The sequence below is a fragment of the Vibrio rotiferianus CAIM 577 = LMG 21460 genome (assembly GCF_002741985.1).
GTDB lineage: Bacteria > Pseudomonadota > Gammaproteobacteria > Enterobacterales > Vibrionaceae > Vibrio > Vibrio rotiferianus.
The window spans coordinates 12031-27315 of the sequence record NZ_APHW01000102.1 but is presented as its reverse complement, the minus strand read 5'-3'; the positions used below and the strand labels follow the sequence as shown (position 1 = coordinate 27315).

12 protein-coding genes are annotated in these 15285 nt (G+C 45.0%); 5 read left to right on the top strand and 7 right to left on the bottom strand.

Annotated features, from left to right (window positions below):
* The first annotated feature begins 10 nt into the window (after positions 1-10).
* Positions 11-613 carry a TetR/AcrR family transcriptional regulator gene (locus tag B853_RS18185; protein ID WP_038885762.1) on the top strand — a complete coding sequence of 201 codons (603 nt, stop codon included), beginning with the start codon at positions 11-13 and terminating at the stop codon, positions 611-613.
* A gap of 102 nt (positions 614-715) precedes the next feature.
* On the opposite strand, the gene B853_RS18180 is transcribed toward B853_RS18185, so the two are convergent.
* The 3 genes from B853_RS18180 to B853_RS18170 all read right to left on the bottom strand — a co-directional run bounded on the left by B853_RS18180 (position 716) and on the right by B853_RS18170 (position 5237).
* Complete coding sequence (locus B853_RS18180; RefSeq protein ID WP_038885764.1) at positions 716-2248, bottom strand: MFS transporter; 1533 nt, start codon at positions 2246-2248, stop codon at positions 716-718.
* A 5-nt stretch (positions 2249-2253) separates the two neighbouring features.
* Positions 2254-3267 (bottom strand): HlyD family secretion protein, encoded by a 1014-nt coding sequence (locus B853_RS18175; protein ID WP_038885766.1) that lies wholly within the window; start codon positions 3265-3267, stop codon positions 2254-2256.
* A 236-nt stretch (positions 3268-3503) separates the two neighbouring features.
* A complete protein-coding gene (locus tag B853_RS18170) occupies positions 3504-5237 on the bottom strand; it encodes a hypothetical protein (RefSeq protein WP_038885767.1) in 1734 nt (577 codons plus the stop codon).
* 353 nt (positions 5238-5590) lie between these two features.
* On the opposite strand from B853_RS18170, the gene B853_RS18165 reads away from it, so the two are divergent.
* The 3 genes from B853_RS18165 (at position 5591) to B853_RS18155 (ending at position 7428) form a co-directional block, all read left to right on the top strand.
* The gene (locus tag B853_RS18165) at positions 5591-6562 is read left to right on the top strand and encodes a M23 family metallopeptidase (protein ID WP_038885768.1); all 972 of its coding nucleotides are present in this window, start codon (positions 5591-5593) and stop codon (positions 6560-6562) included.
* Positions 6448-6903, top strand: coding sequence for a bactofilin family protein (locus tag B853_RS18160; protein ID WP_128826966.1), 456 nt, complete (start codon positions 6448-6450; stop codon positions 6901-6903). Before B853_RS18165 ends, B853_RS18160 begins: the two co-directional genes overlap by 115 nt.
* Positions 6904-7041: 138 nt before the next feature.
* Positions 7042-7428, top strand: coding sequence for a DUF2541 family protein (locus B853_RS18155; protein WP_005429145.1), 387 nt, complete (start codon positions 7042-7044; stop codon positions 7426-7428).
* A 48-nt stretch (positions 7429-7476) separates the two neighbouring features.
* Here B853_RS18155 and B853_RS18150 read toward each other — a convergent pair whose 3' ends face one another.
* Positions 7477-10227, bottom strand: coding sequence for a M16 family metallopeptidase (locus B853_RS18150; RefSeq protein ID WP_038885771.1), 2751 nt, complete (start codon positions 10225-10227; stop codon positions 7477-7479).
* A gap of 306 nt (positions 10228-10533) precedes the next feature.
* On the opposite strand from B853_RS18150, the gene B853_RS18145 reads away from it, so the two are divergent.
* Positions 10534-12420, top strand: coding sequence for a methyl-accepting chemotaxis protein (locus tag B853_RS18145; RefSeq protein WP_038885773.1), 1887 nt, complete (start codon positions 10534-10536; stop codon positions 12418-12420).
* Positions 12421-12558: 138 nt separating this feature from the next.
* Here the strand turns inward: B853_RS18145 and fecE are convergent, their stop codons facing one another.
* Genes fecE through B853_RS18130 form a run of 3 tightly spaced genes read right to left on the bottom strand, consistent with a single transcriptional unit; the run spans position 12559 to position 15250 of the window.
* Positions 12559-13323 carry a Fe(3+) dicitrate ABC transporter ATP-binding protein FecE gene (gene fecE, locus B853_RS18140; protein ID WP_038885774.1) on the bottom strand — a complete coding sequence of 255 codons (765 nt, stop codon included), beginning with the start codon at positions 13321-13323 and terminating at the stop codon, positions 12559-12561.
* A gap of 2 nt (positions 13324-13325) precedes the next feature.
* Positions 13326-14285, bottom strand: a complete 960-nt coding sequence (locus B853_RS18135; protein WP_038885778.1) for a FecCD family ABC transporter permease — start codon at positions 14283-14285, stop codon at positions 13326-13328.
* Positions 14286-14296: 11 nt separating this feature from the next.
* Positions 14297-15250: a FecCD family ABC transporter permease gene (locus B853_RS18130; RefSeq protein ID WP_373854507.1), complete on the bottom strand. Its 954-nt coding sequence runs from the start codon at positions 15248-15250 to the stop codon at positions 14297-14299.
* Between the last annotated feature and the right edge of the window lie 35 nt (positions 15251-15285).

The following is a 15285-nucleotide window of genomic DNA, read 5'->3' as shown; positions in this document are numbered from 1 at the left end:
TGATTTAGTTATGCGCGCATCTACTGAAAAGAAAAGAACTCGAATCATCGAAGTAGCGACCGAACTGTTTATTGAACAGGGTTACAAGGATACATCACTCGATCAAATCGTTTCAATTTGTGGTGGTTCAAAACAGACCCTTTATCGTTACTTTTCCAACAAAGAAGGGTTGTTTGTTGAAGTGCTCGCGCATAACACCAAGAGCAGCCTAGAATCCGTTTTCCAACTTGCCGATAAACAGAATGAACCACTAAAAGAAACCTTAGAAGACTTCGCCAAAAAGTATCTACGAGGCATTTGCTCTAACCCAATCTTATCGCTTTATCGCATCGTGTCTGCTGATTTTAATAAACATGACTCGGTTCCAAATCAGTTTTGGCAAACCGGGCCGCAGCGTATTCACCAATACTTAATTGAGTTTTTAAAAACCGACACCATCAGCCAGCAGCTTCACATCGATGATGCCGATTTAGCCTGTGGTCAGCTACTCGCGCTGATCAAAATGGATTGCCAGAATATGGCACTGATGGGCTTTGATTTCTTAAGCGATGAAGAATTGGATTCGCATACACAAAAAGCGGTGACGGCGTTCCTTAAACTTTATCAGCGCTAAGAACCTCAAAACTAAAAAACAAAGGGAGCACATTGGCTCCCTTTGTTTTTACGGCTTAGTTACCGAGTTGCTTGGCTGGCTATTTGTTCTGTTTACATAACCTCAGTGCGCTCCTTGTTTTGCTGCCAGCTTTTTACCAATCAACAAGATTGGCGCAAGGGCAAAAATAGAGACAATAAACATCACCAACGAATTACTCAGTGCTAATGTCGTAGCTTGCTCTTTCACAACCGCACTAATTTGGCTCATGCCGAGTGCCGGATTAGGTAAGCGGCCATAAGTCAAAATCGCGCTGCTCAATGCCTGTTCATAAGCCGCAAACACATGGTTTGAACCGTCCAGTGTACGACCGATTTCGCCCGATGCTTGCGCGCTGTGGCTTTGAATCACGCGAGAGAAAAACGCCCCACCAATCACCCCGCCCATGGTTCGGAACAGATAGAAGTTAGCAATGCCTTCTAAGCGCTGTCCTACTTGAAAGTACATCAACACAGCAATCGTCACCGACACATTCAACAAGCCAACACCAAAACCACGCAGCAGCATTGGAATGGGTAGTGACTCCGTACCAACAAAACTTGGCAGTTGGCTGAACTCGTGTACCGACAATAAGATCATCAGCACACCAAAAGGAACCACAGCATCCGCTAGCGGACGGCGGAAGTAATACACCAATACACTCACCAGCATGCCGACCAACATGGCGTAAAACGATGGCAACTGTGCATAGCCCGCATTGAGGCTGTTATAGTGCATCGCCATTTTTAGGAAGTTGGCAAACAGCACCGTACTTGCCATCACGGCAAAGCCCGCAAGAAAGGCGTTGTACATAAACACGTTGGTCTTCAACTTACCGTGCAATTGCATCGACGCAGTATCCAAATGGCGCGTTTTCACCAACTGACACACCGCCAACAAAACCAGTGCTGCAGCGACAGAAGAAGCCTGTACAAACCAGTCTGAATCCAACCAGTTGTAGTAGCTGCCGCGCATTAGTAGGAACACCACCAAACTCATCGTTAGCGCGAGTACGAAGTAAACTGAAGCTGATGATTTTGGCTTGGCTTCAATCTCAATCGTCTGAGGTTTGTATACGCCGATCATTACTAGAGCTGAAAAGTACAACCAGACCGAGACAACATTCAGAAATGACCAATCAAACTCTTCGACAATCTCAGCCACCAACCACGGATAAGCGCCCATTGGTAACAGTGTTGAGAAGATCAGTGTCAGCGCAATAATCGCAGGCAACCAACGCTGCTCAAAAGTATTGAGTAGATAAAGGTTCACCACCACCAATAACATGCTCATGAAAAAGCCGCTTACTAACCAAGTTAGCGTGAATAGCAGCGCATGCTGACCTACCCAATAGAGCGCCAGGTTCGTTCCCAAGCCCACCAGCAATGCAAAGTGTAATGGCAATGACGTACCAAGCTTACGCACCAAGATTGGGGTAAACATAAACCCCAACACTTGAGTGATCATAAAGCCGATTTTCACTAACTCGACTTCATCTGCGGACAAACCGGATGTGGCTGCCATCTCGTGGGACAACTCAGTAAACATCACTGAATTGACCCCAAAAGCCGCAATGGCGAACAGTGCAAAAATCAGCAATGGTGAACGTGTTTTCATGGCGATTAACCTTGCGTTGCGGTCTCAATCGACACTTCAGCCGACAAGCCAGGGTAGATGCGCTGTTTCAGCTCTTGTGGAATATCCAACTCGATACGCACTGGCACACGCTGAACTACTTTCACGAAATTACCGGTCGCATTTTGCGGTGGCAGTAAACTAAACTGCGCGCCTGTTGCTGGGGTTATGGAAGTTACACGACCATGCAATGGATGATCAGGGAACATGTCTAACACCACTTCCACGTCTTGCCCTTGTGCGACGTTTTCCAATTGAGTCTCTTTGAAGTTTGCCTCAATCCAAACGTAATCCGGCACCATCACAATCAAACCCATGCCCGGTTGAACAAACTTACCCACTTGCACTTGTCTGTCCGCCACATAACCATCAAATGGTGCTCGAACGATAGTTCGCTCAAGGGCGATATTCACCAACCTTAAGTTCGCTTCCGCTTGCTTGCGTTGTGCGGTTAGCTGCATCTTTTCTGTTACTAGCGCATCAAGCTGCTTCTGTTCAGCAGCTAGCGCGAGCTTGGCAGTTTCAAGGTTGCTGCTTGCTTCAATAGAACGCGTTCTTTGCGCTTCAAATTGGTTCTTACTCACCGACTGCTTTTGTACCAAGCGTGAAAGACGTTTGAACTCCGCCGCTTGATGTTCCGCGTTAGCATTTGCGCTGTGAATGCCCTGCTTCGCCTGCTCGATCTTTACCAGCTGCATTTCGGTTTTGGTTTGGTTTGCGGTCAGCGCAGCCTTTGCGACATCTAACGCTGACTTCGCGATTTCTTGGTGGGCAATGAAATCTTCATCATCAATCGAAAACAGTGGCGCACCTTTGCTTACCCACTGGTTATCTTCGACAAAAAGTTGGCTTACCTGCCCACCGACTTCCGGAGAAATCGCCGTCACATCCGAGTGAACATAAGCGTTATCGGTAGTCACCGTATTAGGTTGGTATAACGCACAACCCGCAGCGAATAACGAACCAATAACAAGCGACAACGCAATGACTTTCTTCTTCATTTTTGAAACCCAACTTAATGATTTTCACAAACTGTACTGTACCGTACAGTTTTAGCAAAGATACATTTGATCATTTATGAAGGAGAAAGATCCATCCCACTGATTTTTATTGATCTTATTTGGTGCCCACTTTTGAATGAAAGGAAGAGAATTGAAGTACGTATATTGAGAAAAACAAAAAAGGCAACACTGAGGTCGCCTTTTGATTAAGGAAATAAATACTTGCCCAATAAAGCTTACTGCTGAACAACTTTTACTGGTGGTTTAGTTGAGCTGACATAATCAAAATCGAATGCAATACCATCTTTAGTGATATCTATTGCCATGCCCCCTACTAATTGGTTTTGCAGACTCATTGTTACATCTTCAGGAACAGGCTCTCCAGAAACTTGAGATGCTGTTTCAATCACTTCCAATACTCGCTCGGAGTCCATAGTGAAGCTCAGTAGACCATTCGCTGTTAGCGGCTGAGCCATTACTTTTTCACTTGCCGCCGCTGCGGAATCACCACTGTAAAGTGTTAGATGGCTACCATTAAGGCGGGCAAAGACATTCATTGGTTTGCCTGCATATGGTTCAAGCAAGCCACCGATGTTCACTGGTTGGTTATCTGGTTGGATTTGGATCTGTGCCAACTCCGGCATGAACATTTGTGCTGTTTGTAGCAACATATTTGGATCGTCTGCGGAGATAGAGAAAAGCGCATCCAATTGGCCTAATTCAGGGCCATATTGGCCGTTCATATCCACGTCGAGGCCAAACATTTCCATACTTAAGCCTTTCAGGCCATTTGCCATACCAGCGCCCATACTAATAGCCGGAGCTGGGTTTTGGCCACGCATTTCTCTTTGCGCTTCTGCCAGAATTGAACATTGATATTGTGGAGTCGTTAGGTCAGTCCAAATCTTACCAATCGCAGGCGCGAGCGTTGCAACATCCAAGCCCAGCGCCACGCTAAACATACTCTTTTCACCGTTTGATTCAGCTAGGACACCACGCATTGACTGTAGTGCTTCAAGAATCACTTGGTTCTTAGATTCAACGACAAAACCGCCATCAATGCGCGCTTTATCGTCTTCTACTGTATATTCAGCAAAAACTACTGACTGAGGCCAGTTTTGAGCAATTTGGGTAAATTCAGTATGACAAGCAGGCGAACGCAGCTCTTTCATCATTCGTTCATTTTCGAACAGCTTCAATTGACGAGCCATCAAGTTGCCATCTGCCGTTGTTAGGCCTTTGATGATCTGCTGATGATCAATTAAACCGAACGAGTTTGCACTTTCACCATATTTTGATTGCAGCGCAGCAAGTCGGCCTGTGTCGAGGATATTATGAGCTGGAGCTTCTAGTCCTAAAGCCATTTTTAGTGGGTTAGCCTCACCAAGCATCGGAACATCGATAGTGATGGTTAATACGTTATCAATAACAGCGACAACAAGCCCCATACCTTTTTGAGGGTCTTGTACATCAGCGACTTCATAACGACGATATTCCACTGTACCGAGTTTAACTTTCTGATGGCTAATTCCTGCTTTTTGTTCTTGTTGATCAAGCGTGTTCCATAGGGCTTGAGGAGTCTCAATCGGTAGCTTGTATACAGGAACCGCACCCAGAGTGTAAATAATTGGGTTTATCTTATCGCCTGTGCCTAGAAATGCTTTTAACGTTTCTGGCGAAGATGCGCTTTCTAAATAAGCATCAATGAAATTTAGAACAAATTGCTGTTCAGGAGTTAACTCTTCTCCCACAAACAAGTCAGAAAAAGAGCCCTGCTCTGCAGTACCAAATGCATTTAAGTACTCATAGTGATTAAATGCTTCTGTTTGATAAGTTAGCAACAACGTATCCGCAGGAACTTGACCAAGCAATGCATCTGAACCGCTGCTTTGGGCAACTTCATTTTGATACAGGTAACCCGCCCCACCCACTGCTGCAACGACGGCAGCCGCCAATAATAATTTTTTCACTTTCTACTCCATTTTATGGCGGCATGAAGGAGCCCTTCAGAGACCTAGCCAATTTGACATATAAAACCAACATCATAAACAGACCAAGCTTTGATTCAATTAACAATCAACCTTATTAATGGATGTCTCAGAATTTATAAGATAAAACGTGATCTCATGTGAAAATTGCAGGTGCAGCATTCCCCCTCGACCGATAAATCTCATTCGTTAAATCAAATTTTCGCCTTTTGTTGAAGCTTTGACGTAACATCACGATCTCACAACCCAACTTCGTGTTGTACTGGAGAATTCGACTGTGTTTTCGTAGAGTCTAGACTCGCTCGATATATGAACAATCTTTGCAGATTAAATCTATGAAAGACCAGTTAACCATATCCGTTTCTACCATCAACGGCTCGAGGCATTGGTGCGTTACAAAAGCAATGCAAACTCGCCTAAAAAGTTTGCTGGCTGCTATGTCTATTGGGATATGTGCAACGACAGGATTGGTGTTTTATCTATATTCAGCCGTCGATAGCGCGGAGCTAAAACAAGCTGAGTTAGCTCAGCACTCTGTCGGTCTATCTGAAGAGTTAGCACAATTAAAACAACTCAAATCTGAGCTAGAAAGCGATCTTTCAGAAAGAGAAGAACAAATCACAACAGTCTCAGAACGTTTATCAGATTTAGAGTCTTCACTTGGAATGGAGACAGGGGTAGATTTGGCGAACCTAGAATCTCGCCTAGACACTGCTGCTATTGCATCTAATGTACGTATCGCAATGCTAACTCAGATCCCAAGCGGGTCACCGGTGGGAAAGGAAAGAATATCCTCTGGTTTTGGTAAGCGTATTCACCCGATAACCAAAACAGCAAAAATGCATCGCGGCTTAGACTTTGCCGTCAACATTGGAACACCAATCTATGCACCCGCGGATGGTGTTGCTGAGGTCACCCGCCGAAGCAAAAAAGGATCAGGTAACTTTCTTCGCTTGCAACATTCATTCGGTTTTTCTAGCTCATACTCACACTTAAAAAGCTTTAAAGTAAAAAGTGGAGAGTTTGTCAAAAAAGGCCAACTTATCGGGATGTCCGGAAATAGCGGGTTATCTTCGGGCCCGCACCTACACTACGAAATTCGATTTGTAGGGCGAGCTCTAAACCCAAGACCATTTGTCGATTGGAACGTAAACGAATTCGAAGCAATATTCAGTAAAGAACGAGGTATAAGATGGGAATCTTTAGTCAACACCGTGGAACAGAGAGTCGCCAAGCAACTTCAACTCTCATCGCCAAAGGATGTGCTGTTAGCGGAGAACTCAAACTTGAAAATGACATCCAAGTAGATGGCATAGTAAATGGTCAAGTGAATGTCGATAGTACGCTAATCGTTTCTGAAAGTGGCCGTGTTAAGGGTGACGTATATGCAAATAAACTCATTATTAATGGTATCGTCGAAGGCAACTGTTACGCCGAACAGATTCAGGTCCTTGAGAAAGGACGTATTACAGGTAAAGTTTGGAGTAATAACCTGAGCATTGAGCCAGGTGGCAAGTTCTTTGGTGAAGCCGCAGAGTTACCAGAGAAAGAGGTCATTTCACTAAAGAGCAAGACAGAAGAACACCAAAAAAACCAGCCAAAAACACAAAGCTCAGATAACAAGCCAACATCTCGTAAGCAAGCATAGCAATAGTGAATATAGATTTTCATCCACAAACACAAAGTCAGCGGACTGTGAAATTTCATTCACAATGAGAAATATTGCTAGCTGATTTTCATTAAGCTCGACTATGATTCGCGCTTCTGTGTTTTGATGATTATTTGAATGAAAATCTATACCGCTATTATCACGGCAGCCCTAGCCGCAACAACACTTATCGCGCCAGCTCATGCGGACGATAAATTCACTTTGGGTCGTACTATTTTGTTAGAACACGGTAACCTTGCAGCAAAGATCCCGATGGTCATTTGCCGCAATACTAACGCGATTAAAGTGAAAGCAGAGAAAGACTTAGAATTAAGAAAAGTCGTTGTGAGATTCCAAAATGGTGATGAAAAAACCATTCGATTCCATCGTGACCTGAAGAAAGACAAAATGACCGACTGGCGCTACTTTGGCTATCGCCGATGTGTGAAAAACATCGAGGTGTATGGTAACTCAGAAGGCTCAAAAGCTGGCGTTCGTGTTTACGGCAAAGAGAAGAACGACTAGATATCAACTAAAAAGGACGACCAAATGGTCGTCCTTTTTCATTAGGATTTAGGATTTAGGATTTAGGATAATCGTACTTCGTTTCGCTCCCTTACCAAAAGAGTGCCGCGCCTGATTCATCACTTCTTCTAAGGTGAGCGATGTTGCCATGTGCTCCACATCAGACAGTACATCAATATCGTAACCTTGGATAAGGTACCTAGTGTAAGCCCAACCTCTATCCCCTGGGAGGTCAGCCAATTCACTCATATCTAAAACAAGTTGCTTCACCGCCGTATCCAGTTCATCTTGAGTAATATTGACCAACAATTCATCAATTGTTTCATCAAACACTTGCTCTACTTTCGACACTGCTTTCGGATCAACCTGTGCTTCAAAGAACCAGTCAGTTACCTTTTCTCGGTCTTGTACGATCGAATAAACCGCCGGATTGTAATCTAAACTCGCTTCTTCACGTAGACGGTCAAGAACTCTAGTAGAACTGATGCGTTGCAACACATCTTCGATAAAAATCGTTCTTGTCGAAGTCGGTTGCTCACTACTGTTAGTCAGCCTTAACAAAAAGAATGCGGACGGTTCATGCCCATCAGTAAACTCTATATGTGACGTCGCATCTGGATTGTATTTCACACTGTAATCAACAGGTGAGGCTGACTCGAGTGGTATTGACGCAACATACTTGCGTAACAGAGGGGCAATAGATTGAGCGTCTAAATCCGCTACAATCACCATTTTGAAGCCTCTATCCTTTAAGAATAGGGTGTCGTGAACCGCCAGAATTTGCTCAGCAGTCACCCCATCTACATCGTCAGGCAACACCATTCGATGGCGACTATTCGGAATATAAGCATTTTGGTTGACTGCTCTTAGCCATTTACCAATAGGTGAGTTCAGAAAGGTGGTGCTTTCTTGGCTATATTCTCTCTTCACCGCTGACAACTGACGAGCATCTACCTTAATTTCTGTCGCAACGTTGTACACGCCATTGAGTGCATTCGCTAATTGCTGTTTCGGTGCAACCATCTCAACGCCATGATGGGTATCGCCCAGCAAAGGATACATACTCATCTCGTGTGTGCGTAAAAAGTTGTCCAATTCTGGTCCCGAGAAGTCACCTAAACCACTTCTTGCACCAACTAGACTTGCCAGCTCATATGCGGCGTAAAGTGAAGGATCCAGTGCTGCTTTTCCGCCCTGACTTGCAAAGAAGATGTGAGCACGTTCGCCTGCTTTTTGATCTTGTTGGAACCAAACTTCAATACCATTCGACAGTGTAAATATTTCGAAGCCACCTTGATGCGGCTGCACTGAAACGATGTCACCCTCATTGCTTGGCTGAACAAAGCCTTCATTCTTGGCATACATTGCCAACGGTTTTTCACCAAGTTTTGCGTAGCTCGAATCAAGTTCTACAAAGACATTGGTAAACTGTTGCTTCGCTTCCCCTTGAGCCAAACCAATAATAAAGGCTGGATCGTTGTCTAATAGTTGCGCTAAGTGCTTGTTGGCCTCTTTAACATCAAAGTGCTCAACGAAGTCACTTAAGCTCATTTGATAGTCTTGTTTTGATTGGCTGACCAAATTCTGCTCAAGCTCATACACGCGCTCATCAACGTAACTATGTGGCTTACGCTTATCCCAATCACTGTCAATATTGGTCAGTTCATTGCGATACCCCGCGATGACGGCCTCCAACTCCTCAGAAGAGACCCCATGATCTCGAAGGGAAGCCAAAGTACCAATGAATAGCGGGTGCATCTCATCTCTTTGTTCACGTGAGAATGATATTCCACCAGTAGACAGGCGACTGTAATTGTTAAAATAAGTCTGTGCATAAACGTATTGGTACGGCTGAGCAGCGTCATTTAGCACGGAGTACATTCTTTGTTGAATCAATTGTGATAGAACATCATCTGCCCATACTTGATGTTGATCCTCACGAGTTTGGTATCCGATAGGCCCTCTATAAATCGAATAGTGGAGACTCGGAGACTCCATTGAGCTGCTTTCTAATAGCAAATCATCAGGCTTAAGTTGAATATCACGTCTCTTCACGATGTTTTCATCAGCAGTGCTTTTCCAATCAGAGAAATGCTTTTGAATGGTCTCACTCAGCTGCGCAACATCCACATCACCAGCGATTATCAGTTCAGCATATTGAGGCTGATACCACTGTTGGTAAAAGTTTTTCAATCCTGCGGCCGTAGCCTGCTCTATCGATACCTTGGTACCTATGGGATCATTGCCTTCAAAAGGAGTGCCTTTTATTGCAGCATCGTACGCGTTGTAAGCTAATGATTTATCATCAGGAGTCGCTCTTCGCCATTCACCTAAGATAACGCCTTTCTCTTGTTCAACCTGCTCTGGCTCAAATGCGATGCCATCACTAATATCTCGCATCCATGTCAATGCCTCTTTGAGCATTTCATCATTGGCAAGGTCGAGCTTATAGGTGGTTTCTTCGTAGGAGGTAAATGCATTGATATCAGCACCAAAACTCCCTCCTGACTGCTCAAAGAACTTGATGACGTCATTGCCAGAGAAATGCTGGCTGCCATTAAACGCCATATGCTCAATAAAATGCGCATAACCTTTCTGGTCTGCGCTTTCCTGCAATGAGCCAATATTCATCTTTAAACGAATAGACACTTCTTTGTCTTGGGTCGGATAGATGTGGTATTTCATCCCATTCGCCAGTTGATCAACATGCCAATTAGCATCAGGTTGTATGGGGGTTGAAGGAGGAGTCAGCGCACAGCCTGACAAAAAAAGTGCGGGGAATAACAACATATTACGCATAAATATCGCCCTAGATATTGATAACTAAGCAAAATATATCGTTCGTAATGTATGCGTGATATTTAATATGACATTTCAGCACAATTTGTTTGATCTAGATCGCATTTTATAAAGTGATAATCATTTAAGAAAGCAAGCTTACTACGCTCATACAGCTCGATTCATAGGATCTATGCCTCACTTTGCTTTATAAATTTAACTAAACCTCAATAATAAGACTCAGATCTGCATTTATTTCGACTAGTAAAATATAATGCAAAAGCAATACATTTAATAAATCTATAATAATTACTTAGCGATATCTTTATGCTTAAAAATCTATCTTTAAAAAACAAGCTGGCCATCTCAGCCAGCGCTGCCATTATCCTCGGGGGAGTTTTGGTAGAGGGGTTGTCTTTTCGAGATGCACTGCAACGACTAGATGTCGAGGTTGAGCAGCGCCTTGAAAGTACAAGTGCTTCCTATAACCAATACGTAAGCGACTGGTTACTATCCAAAGAGAGAGCGTTAAAGTCACTGTCTCAGGATGCCGAAAAGTCAGCAATCGTCACCCACCTAAAACAGGTAAAGGACTCCGCCGCTTTTGACAACGTCTTCCTTGCTTACCCTGACGGTACTCAAGACAACGCAAACGGTGTTGTACTTCCACCGGGCAATGACGACCCTCGAAAATGGGGTTGGTACACCAACGCCATTGCAAATCCATCACAAGTCTTCATTGATAACCCAACGGTAGCTGCAGCGACCGGAGCAAATGTTGTTTCATTGGGTAAAGCCATTAACCTTCACGGTCAGACATCAGTACTTGGTGCAGATGTAGAGATTGGCGATATCATCAATAGCCTTGATAAAGTCATTCTTCCAGGTGAGGGCTACATGTTCATTGCCAACGAGCAGGGCAATGTATTCATTCATAAAGACAGCAAATTCCTTAATCAACCAATCAGTAAGTTAGGGTTAAGTTTTCAGGACATTGCCGCTATTTCTCAATCAGGTAATGACCGTCAAGTCAGTGTAGATGGAAACACCTTCGTTGTTTTTGCGAAGAAGATTGAAGGCACTGAGTTAACGACTGTGACTGTCATCGACCACAACTCTTTGATCGAACCACTTTATGACGCTGTTTGGGGACAAATCATCGCAACCAGTATCGTGGTTATTCTTTGTGTCGCTCTATTTAACTTGTTGTGTAACATCCTTTTCCGTCCACTTTACAACGTTTCTAATGCGCTATCGCAAATCGCCAATGGTAGCGGTGATTTGACTCAACGTATCGAGGTAGAAAATCGCGATGAAGTTGGTGAGCTAGCGGAAAACTTCAACCTATTTGTTGCTAGCTTGCAGGAGTTGATTGGCCATATCCGTCATCAAGCGGTCGATCTAAACCAACGCTCTGAGGCAAGTACTCAAAGAGCAATTCAATCTGTTGACGAACTAAACCACCAACAACAAGAAATCACCATGGTGGCGACTGCTGTAACCGAGATGGCATCTGCGACACAAGAAATCGCTTCACACGCAGAACAGACGGCAAAAGCGGCGATTGACTCTTCGACCAGCACTCAAAATGGCCACGGCTTGGTAGTAAATACCAAAGAATCGATCAACAACTTGTCGTCTGAAGTTAATCAAGCAAGTATTGTCATTGGCGAATTGAATCAACACGCACAAGACATCAACACTGTGCTGTCAACGATCCGTGATATTGCTGAGCAGACTAACTTACTAGCACTCAACGCAGCGATTGAGGCGGCGCGAGCAGGTGAGCAAGGTCGTGGTTTTGCTGTAGTTGCTGATGAAGTTCGCGTACTGTCGCAACGCACACATACTTCAACGGAAGAGATAAAATCGACCATCGAAACCTTGCAGCAAACCACTCAACGTGCAGTGGCGATAATGGAAAGAAGCTCAGAGCTTGCAATTGGCTCAGTAGCCGATGCCGATCAAGCAGCGATGGCTCTTGATGAAATTAACGCCGCCGTTGCCCTCATCAGTGATATGGCAACACAAATTGCAACCGCTGCTGAAGAGCAAACCCACGTAACTAATGAAATCACACAAAATGTCACCACGATTAAAGACGTTACTGATCAGTTAGTTGTTGGGGCAGAAGAGTCAAAACACGAATCTTCGCAGCTAAAATCGCAAGCAGAAGATCTCAACTCAAAAGTGGCGACGTTTAAACTGGCGTAAACACTAATTCAACTCTAGGAACTCTAAACTCCAAGCCCCGCCACATTGCGGGGTTTGTTTTAAGCTACTAGCGTCTGTTGACCTCTCAAGCTGATTTTTTCAGCGAAGATGAACAGTCCCTAGAGTCAGTCCATCTTTTTAAATCGCTACGCACATCGGCGTGTTTGAGATAGGGTCACGGAAAACACGAGCTTTGAGGTCAAAAACATCACTTAATAACGCCTCGGTAAACACCTCATCCGGAGTACCTTGCGCCACTAGCTGCCCTTGTTCAAGCACCACCAAATGGTCGCAATATCGACAAGCTTGATTGAGGTCATGCAGTACTACGACTACCGTTTTTCCTTTGCTGTTCATCTGTTGCATTAGGTTCATCAACTCCACTTGATGCGACATATCGAGATAAGTCGTCGGCTCATCCAACATGACTACTTCCGTATCTTGTGCCATCACCATCGCAATCCATGCTCGCTGGCGTTGACCGCCAGATAACGACTCAACGGGCTGTTCGGCAAATTCAAAGACCCCAGTGTCGTGCATCGCTTGTTCGACAATAACTTGATCCTCTTTCCCTAGCTTTCCCCAATGTGACACATAGGGTGAACGGCCATATTCAACCAACTTTCTCACTGTTATCCCCTCGGGGCTGACCAAAATTTGTGGTAGCAGCGACAACGAGCGAGCTAATGCTTTATCAGCATAATTCGATAAAGGTTTACCTTCGAACATCACTTCACCTGATGTTGGCTTATTGATTCTTACCAAGGTTTTTAACAAGGTCGATTTTCCGCAACCATTCGGGCCAATCAACGCGGTAATCTTGCCCTTTGGAATGGAGACCGATAAGTTAGGAATGATGATGTGTTTGCCGTACGCGACGGAAAGGTGCTGCGTTTCAAGCATAGTTACCAACCTCGATAACGATAAAGAAGAAAAATGAAATACGGTGCGCCAATTACAGAGGTAAGTACGCCTGCTGGTAGCTCAATCGGAGGTTGCAACCCTCTGGCTAATCCATCAGCACAAGTCACTAGTGACGCTCCTAAAAGCGCAGAAGCAGGGATGAGTAACTTATGGTTATGACCGAACAACAAGCGAGCCAAGTGAGGAGCCAATAGACCAACAAAACTTATGGTGCCCGCAACAGAAACACTCATGCTTGCTAGCAAGACCGCCGCAACCAGAGCCATTACTTGAACTTGCTTCGGGTGAATACCAAGCGTAGTCGCACTCTCCTCACCTAGCCCCATGACATCCAGCCGCCAAGCCAACCAAAATGCCAAGGGTAATAGTAAGATTAACGCGCTCCATATAAATGGCACTTGCTGCCAGTTTCGTCCCCATAAGCTGCCCGTTAGCCAGACCATTGCGGTATTAATTTCAAGAGGGTGAGTAATCAATAAAAAGTCGATGCCACTCGCCAGAAAGGCACTGACAGCAATACCAATTAACGCCAACCTTGCTGGAGTTGGCTTTGATCGCCATGCCAAAACTGCGATCAAACCAGCTGCAAACAACCCGCCCATCATTGCAACTAACGGCAGCCAGCTAACAGGTGCATTCGGGAACCAAACCAGACTTGCCGTTGCTGCAAGCCCTGCTCCGGCACTGATTCCCATGAGATCAGGTGAGGCGAGAGGGTTGCGAATGACGCCTTGCACCAGCATGCCAGAAAGCCCTAACCCCGCCCCGACACCAATAGCGAGCAACATACGTGGTAGGCGATATTGGTTAATCACAAAATCATCACTCGAAAACGCTATGAGTTGCTCCATCACCTGAGAAACAGAGAGAGAAGCGGCACCAACCAACAAACCTGCAATAGCCACAGTGATGAGAAACCCTGTCAAAAGCAAAAGCTTCATATGATCAAACACTATGCTCTCCTCATCGCGATCAGAATAAAACAAGGCGTACCAAGCAAGGCCGTAATAACACCAACTGGAGTTTCTGTCGGGAACGCAATTGCTCGAGATAGTGCATCAGACCACGTAACTAGTGCTGCACCAGCCAAGGCACAAATGGGGATTAATAGGTGATAGTTTTGGCCGACTATAGGCCTGACTAAATGAGGAATAAGTAAACCGACAAAACCGATTGGTCCTGCGACCGCCACGCTAGCACCAGCAAGCAAAACAATGGTCATTCCGCTCAACAAACGTGTAAGCTTAATATTACTTCCAAGCCCAATCGCTACATCTTCTCCCAACGCTAACAGGTTGAGATTGCGAGCCAAACTCATGGCCAAAAGCAAACCCAGCACAGCTGGCGGCCAGAGTTGCTGCCACTGTTTTGAGTCGGCACTAGAGAGTGAGCCCGTAAGCCAATGCAGCACACTGTAAGCCATATCGTCGGCAAGGATAAGTGCAGCTCGGGTAAGGCCAATAAGTAGCGCACTAACAGCAATTCCCGCTAAGACCAAGCGCAATGGATGAGAACGAGCTGAGAAAAAACCGCCGAGTAGCATAACGACCAAGCCACTAAGTAAAGCGCCAAAAACTGAATTGAAGATGGGAGGTAAGCCGCTCAACACCGGTACACCAATAGCAGCTAAGGCCATAAAACAGGCCGCACCTGCATTGATGCCAAGAATCGATGGTGAAGCCAAAGGGTTACGCGTTAAACCTTGCATCAACAATCCAGAAACGGCAAGGCAGACTCCAACCATCAAGCTGACGTAAGCTCTTGGCGCTCTTAATGTGGCGAGGATTTGATGGGACATATTACTCTCATCAAAGGCCAACCAAACTTCTGTTAAATCATGCAGAGTGAGCGAAAAATTCGACCACCCCAGCATGGACACGAGATAACCGGAGAATACCAAGCCCATTAGCACCAGCGTAAATAGAACCGCTTGCCATGGAA

Excerpts from the sequence above, each read along its gene's own strand:
- B853_RS18155 (WP_005429145.1), top strand. The coding sequence starts at position 7,042 with ATGAAAATCTATACCGCTATTATCACGGCAGCCCTAGCCGCAACAACA.
- B853_RS18130 (WP_373854507.1), bottom strand. The coding sequence starts at position 15,250 with ATGGGCTTGGTATTCTCCGGTTATCTCGTGTCCATGCTGGGGTGGTCG.
- B853_RS18145 (WP_038885773.1), top strand. The coding sequence starts at position 10,534 with ATGCTTAAAAATCTATCTTTAAAAAACAAGCTGGCCATCTCAGCCAGC.
- fecE (WP_038885774.1), bottom strand. The coding sequence starts at position 13,323 with ATGCTTGAAACGCAGCACCTTTCCGTCGCGTACGGCAAACACATCATC.
- B853_RS18180 (WP_038885764.1), bottom strand. The coding sequence starts at position 2,248 with ATGAAAACACGTTCACCATTGCTGATTTTTGCACTGTTCGCCATTGCG.
- B853_RS18135 (WP_038885778.1), bottom strand. The coding sequence starts at position 14,285 with ATGAAGCTTTTGCTTTTGACAGGGTTTCTCATCACTGTGGCTATTGCA.
- B853_RS18165 (WP_038885768.1), top strand. The coding sequence starts at position 5,591 with ATGAAAGACCAGTTAACCATATCCGTTTCTACCATCAACGGCTCGAGG.
- B853_RS18185 (WP_038885762.1), top strand. The coding sequence starts at position 11 with ATGCGCGCATCTACTGAAAAGAAAAGAACTCGAATCATCGAAGTAGCG.
- B853_RS18175 (WP_038885766.1), bottom strand. The coding sequence starts at position 3,267 with ATGAAGAAGAAAGTCATTGCGTTGTCGCTTGTTATTGGTTCGTTATTC.
- B853_RS18160 (WP_128826966.1), top strand. The coding sequence starts at position 6,448 with ATGGGAATCTTTAGTCAACACCGTGGAACAGAGAGTCGCCAAGCAACT.
- B853_RS18150 (WP_038885771.1), bottom strand. The coding sequence starts at position 10,227 with ATGCGTAATATGTTGTTATTCCCCGCACTTTTTTTGTCAGGCTGTGCG.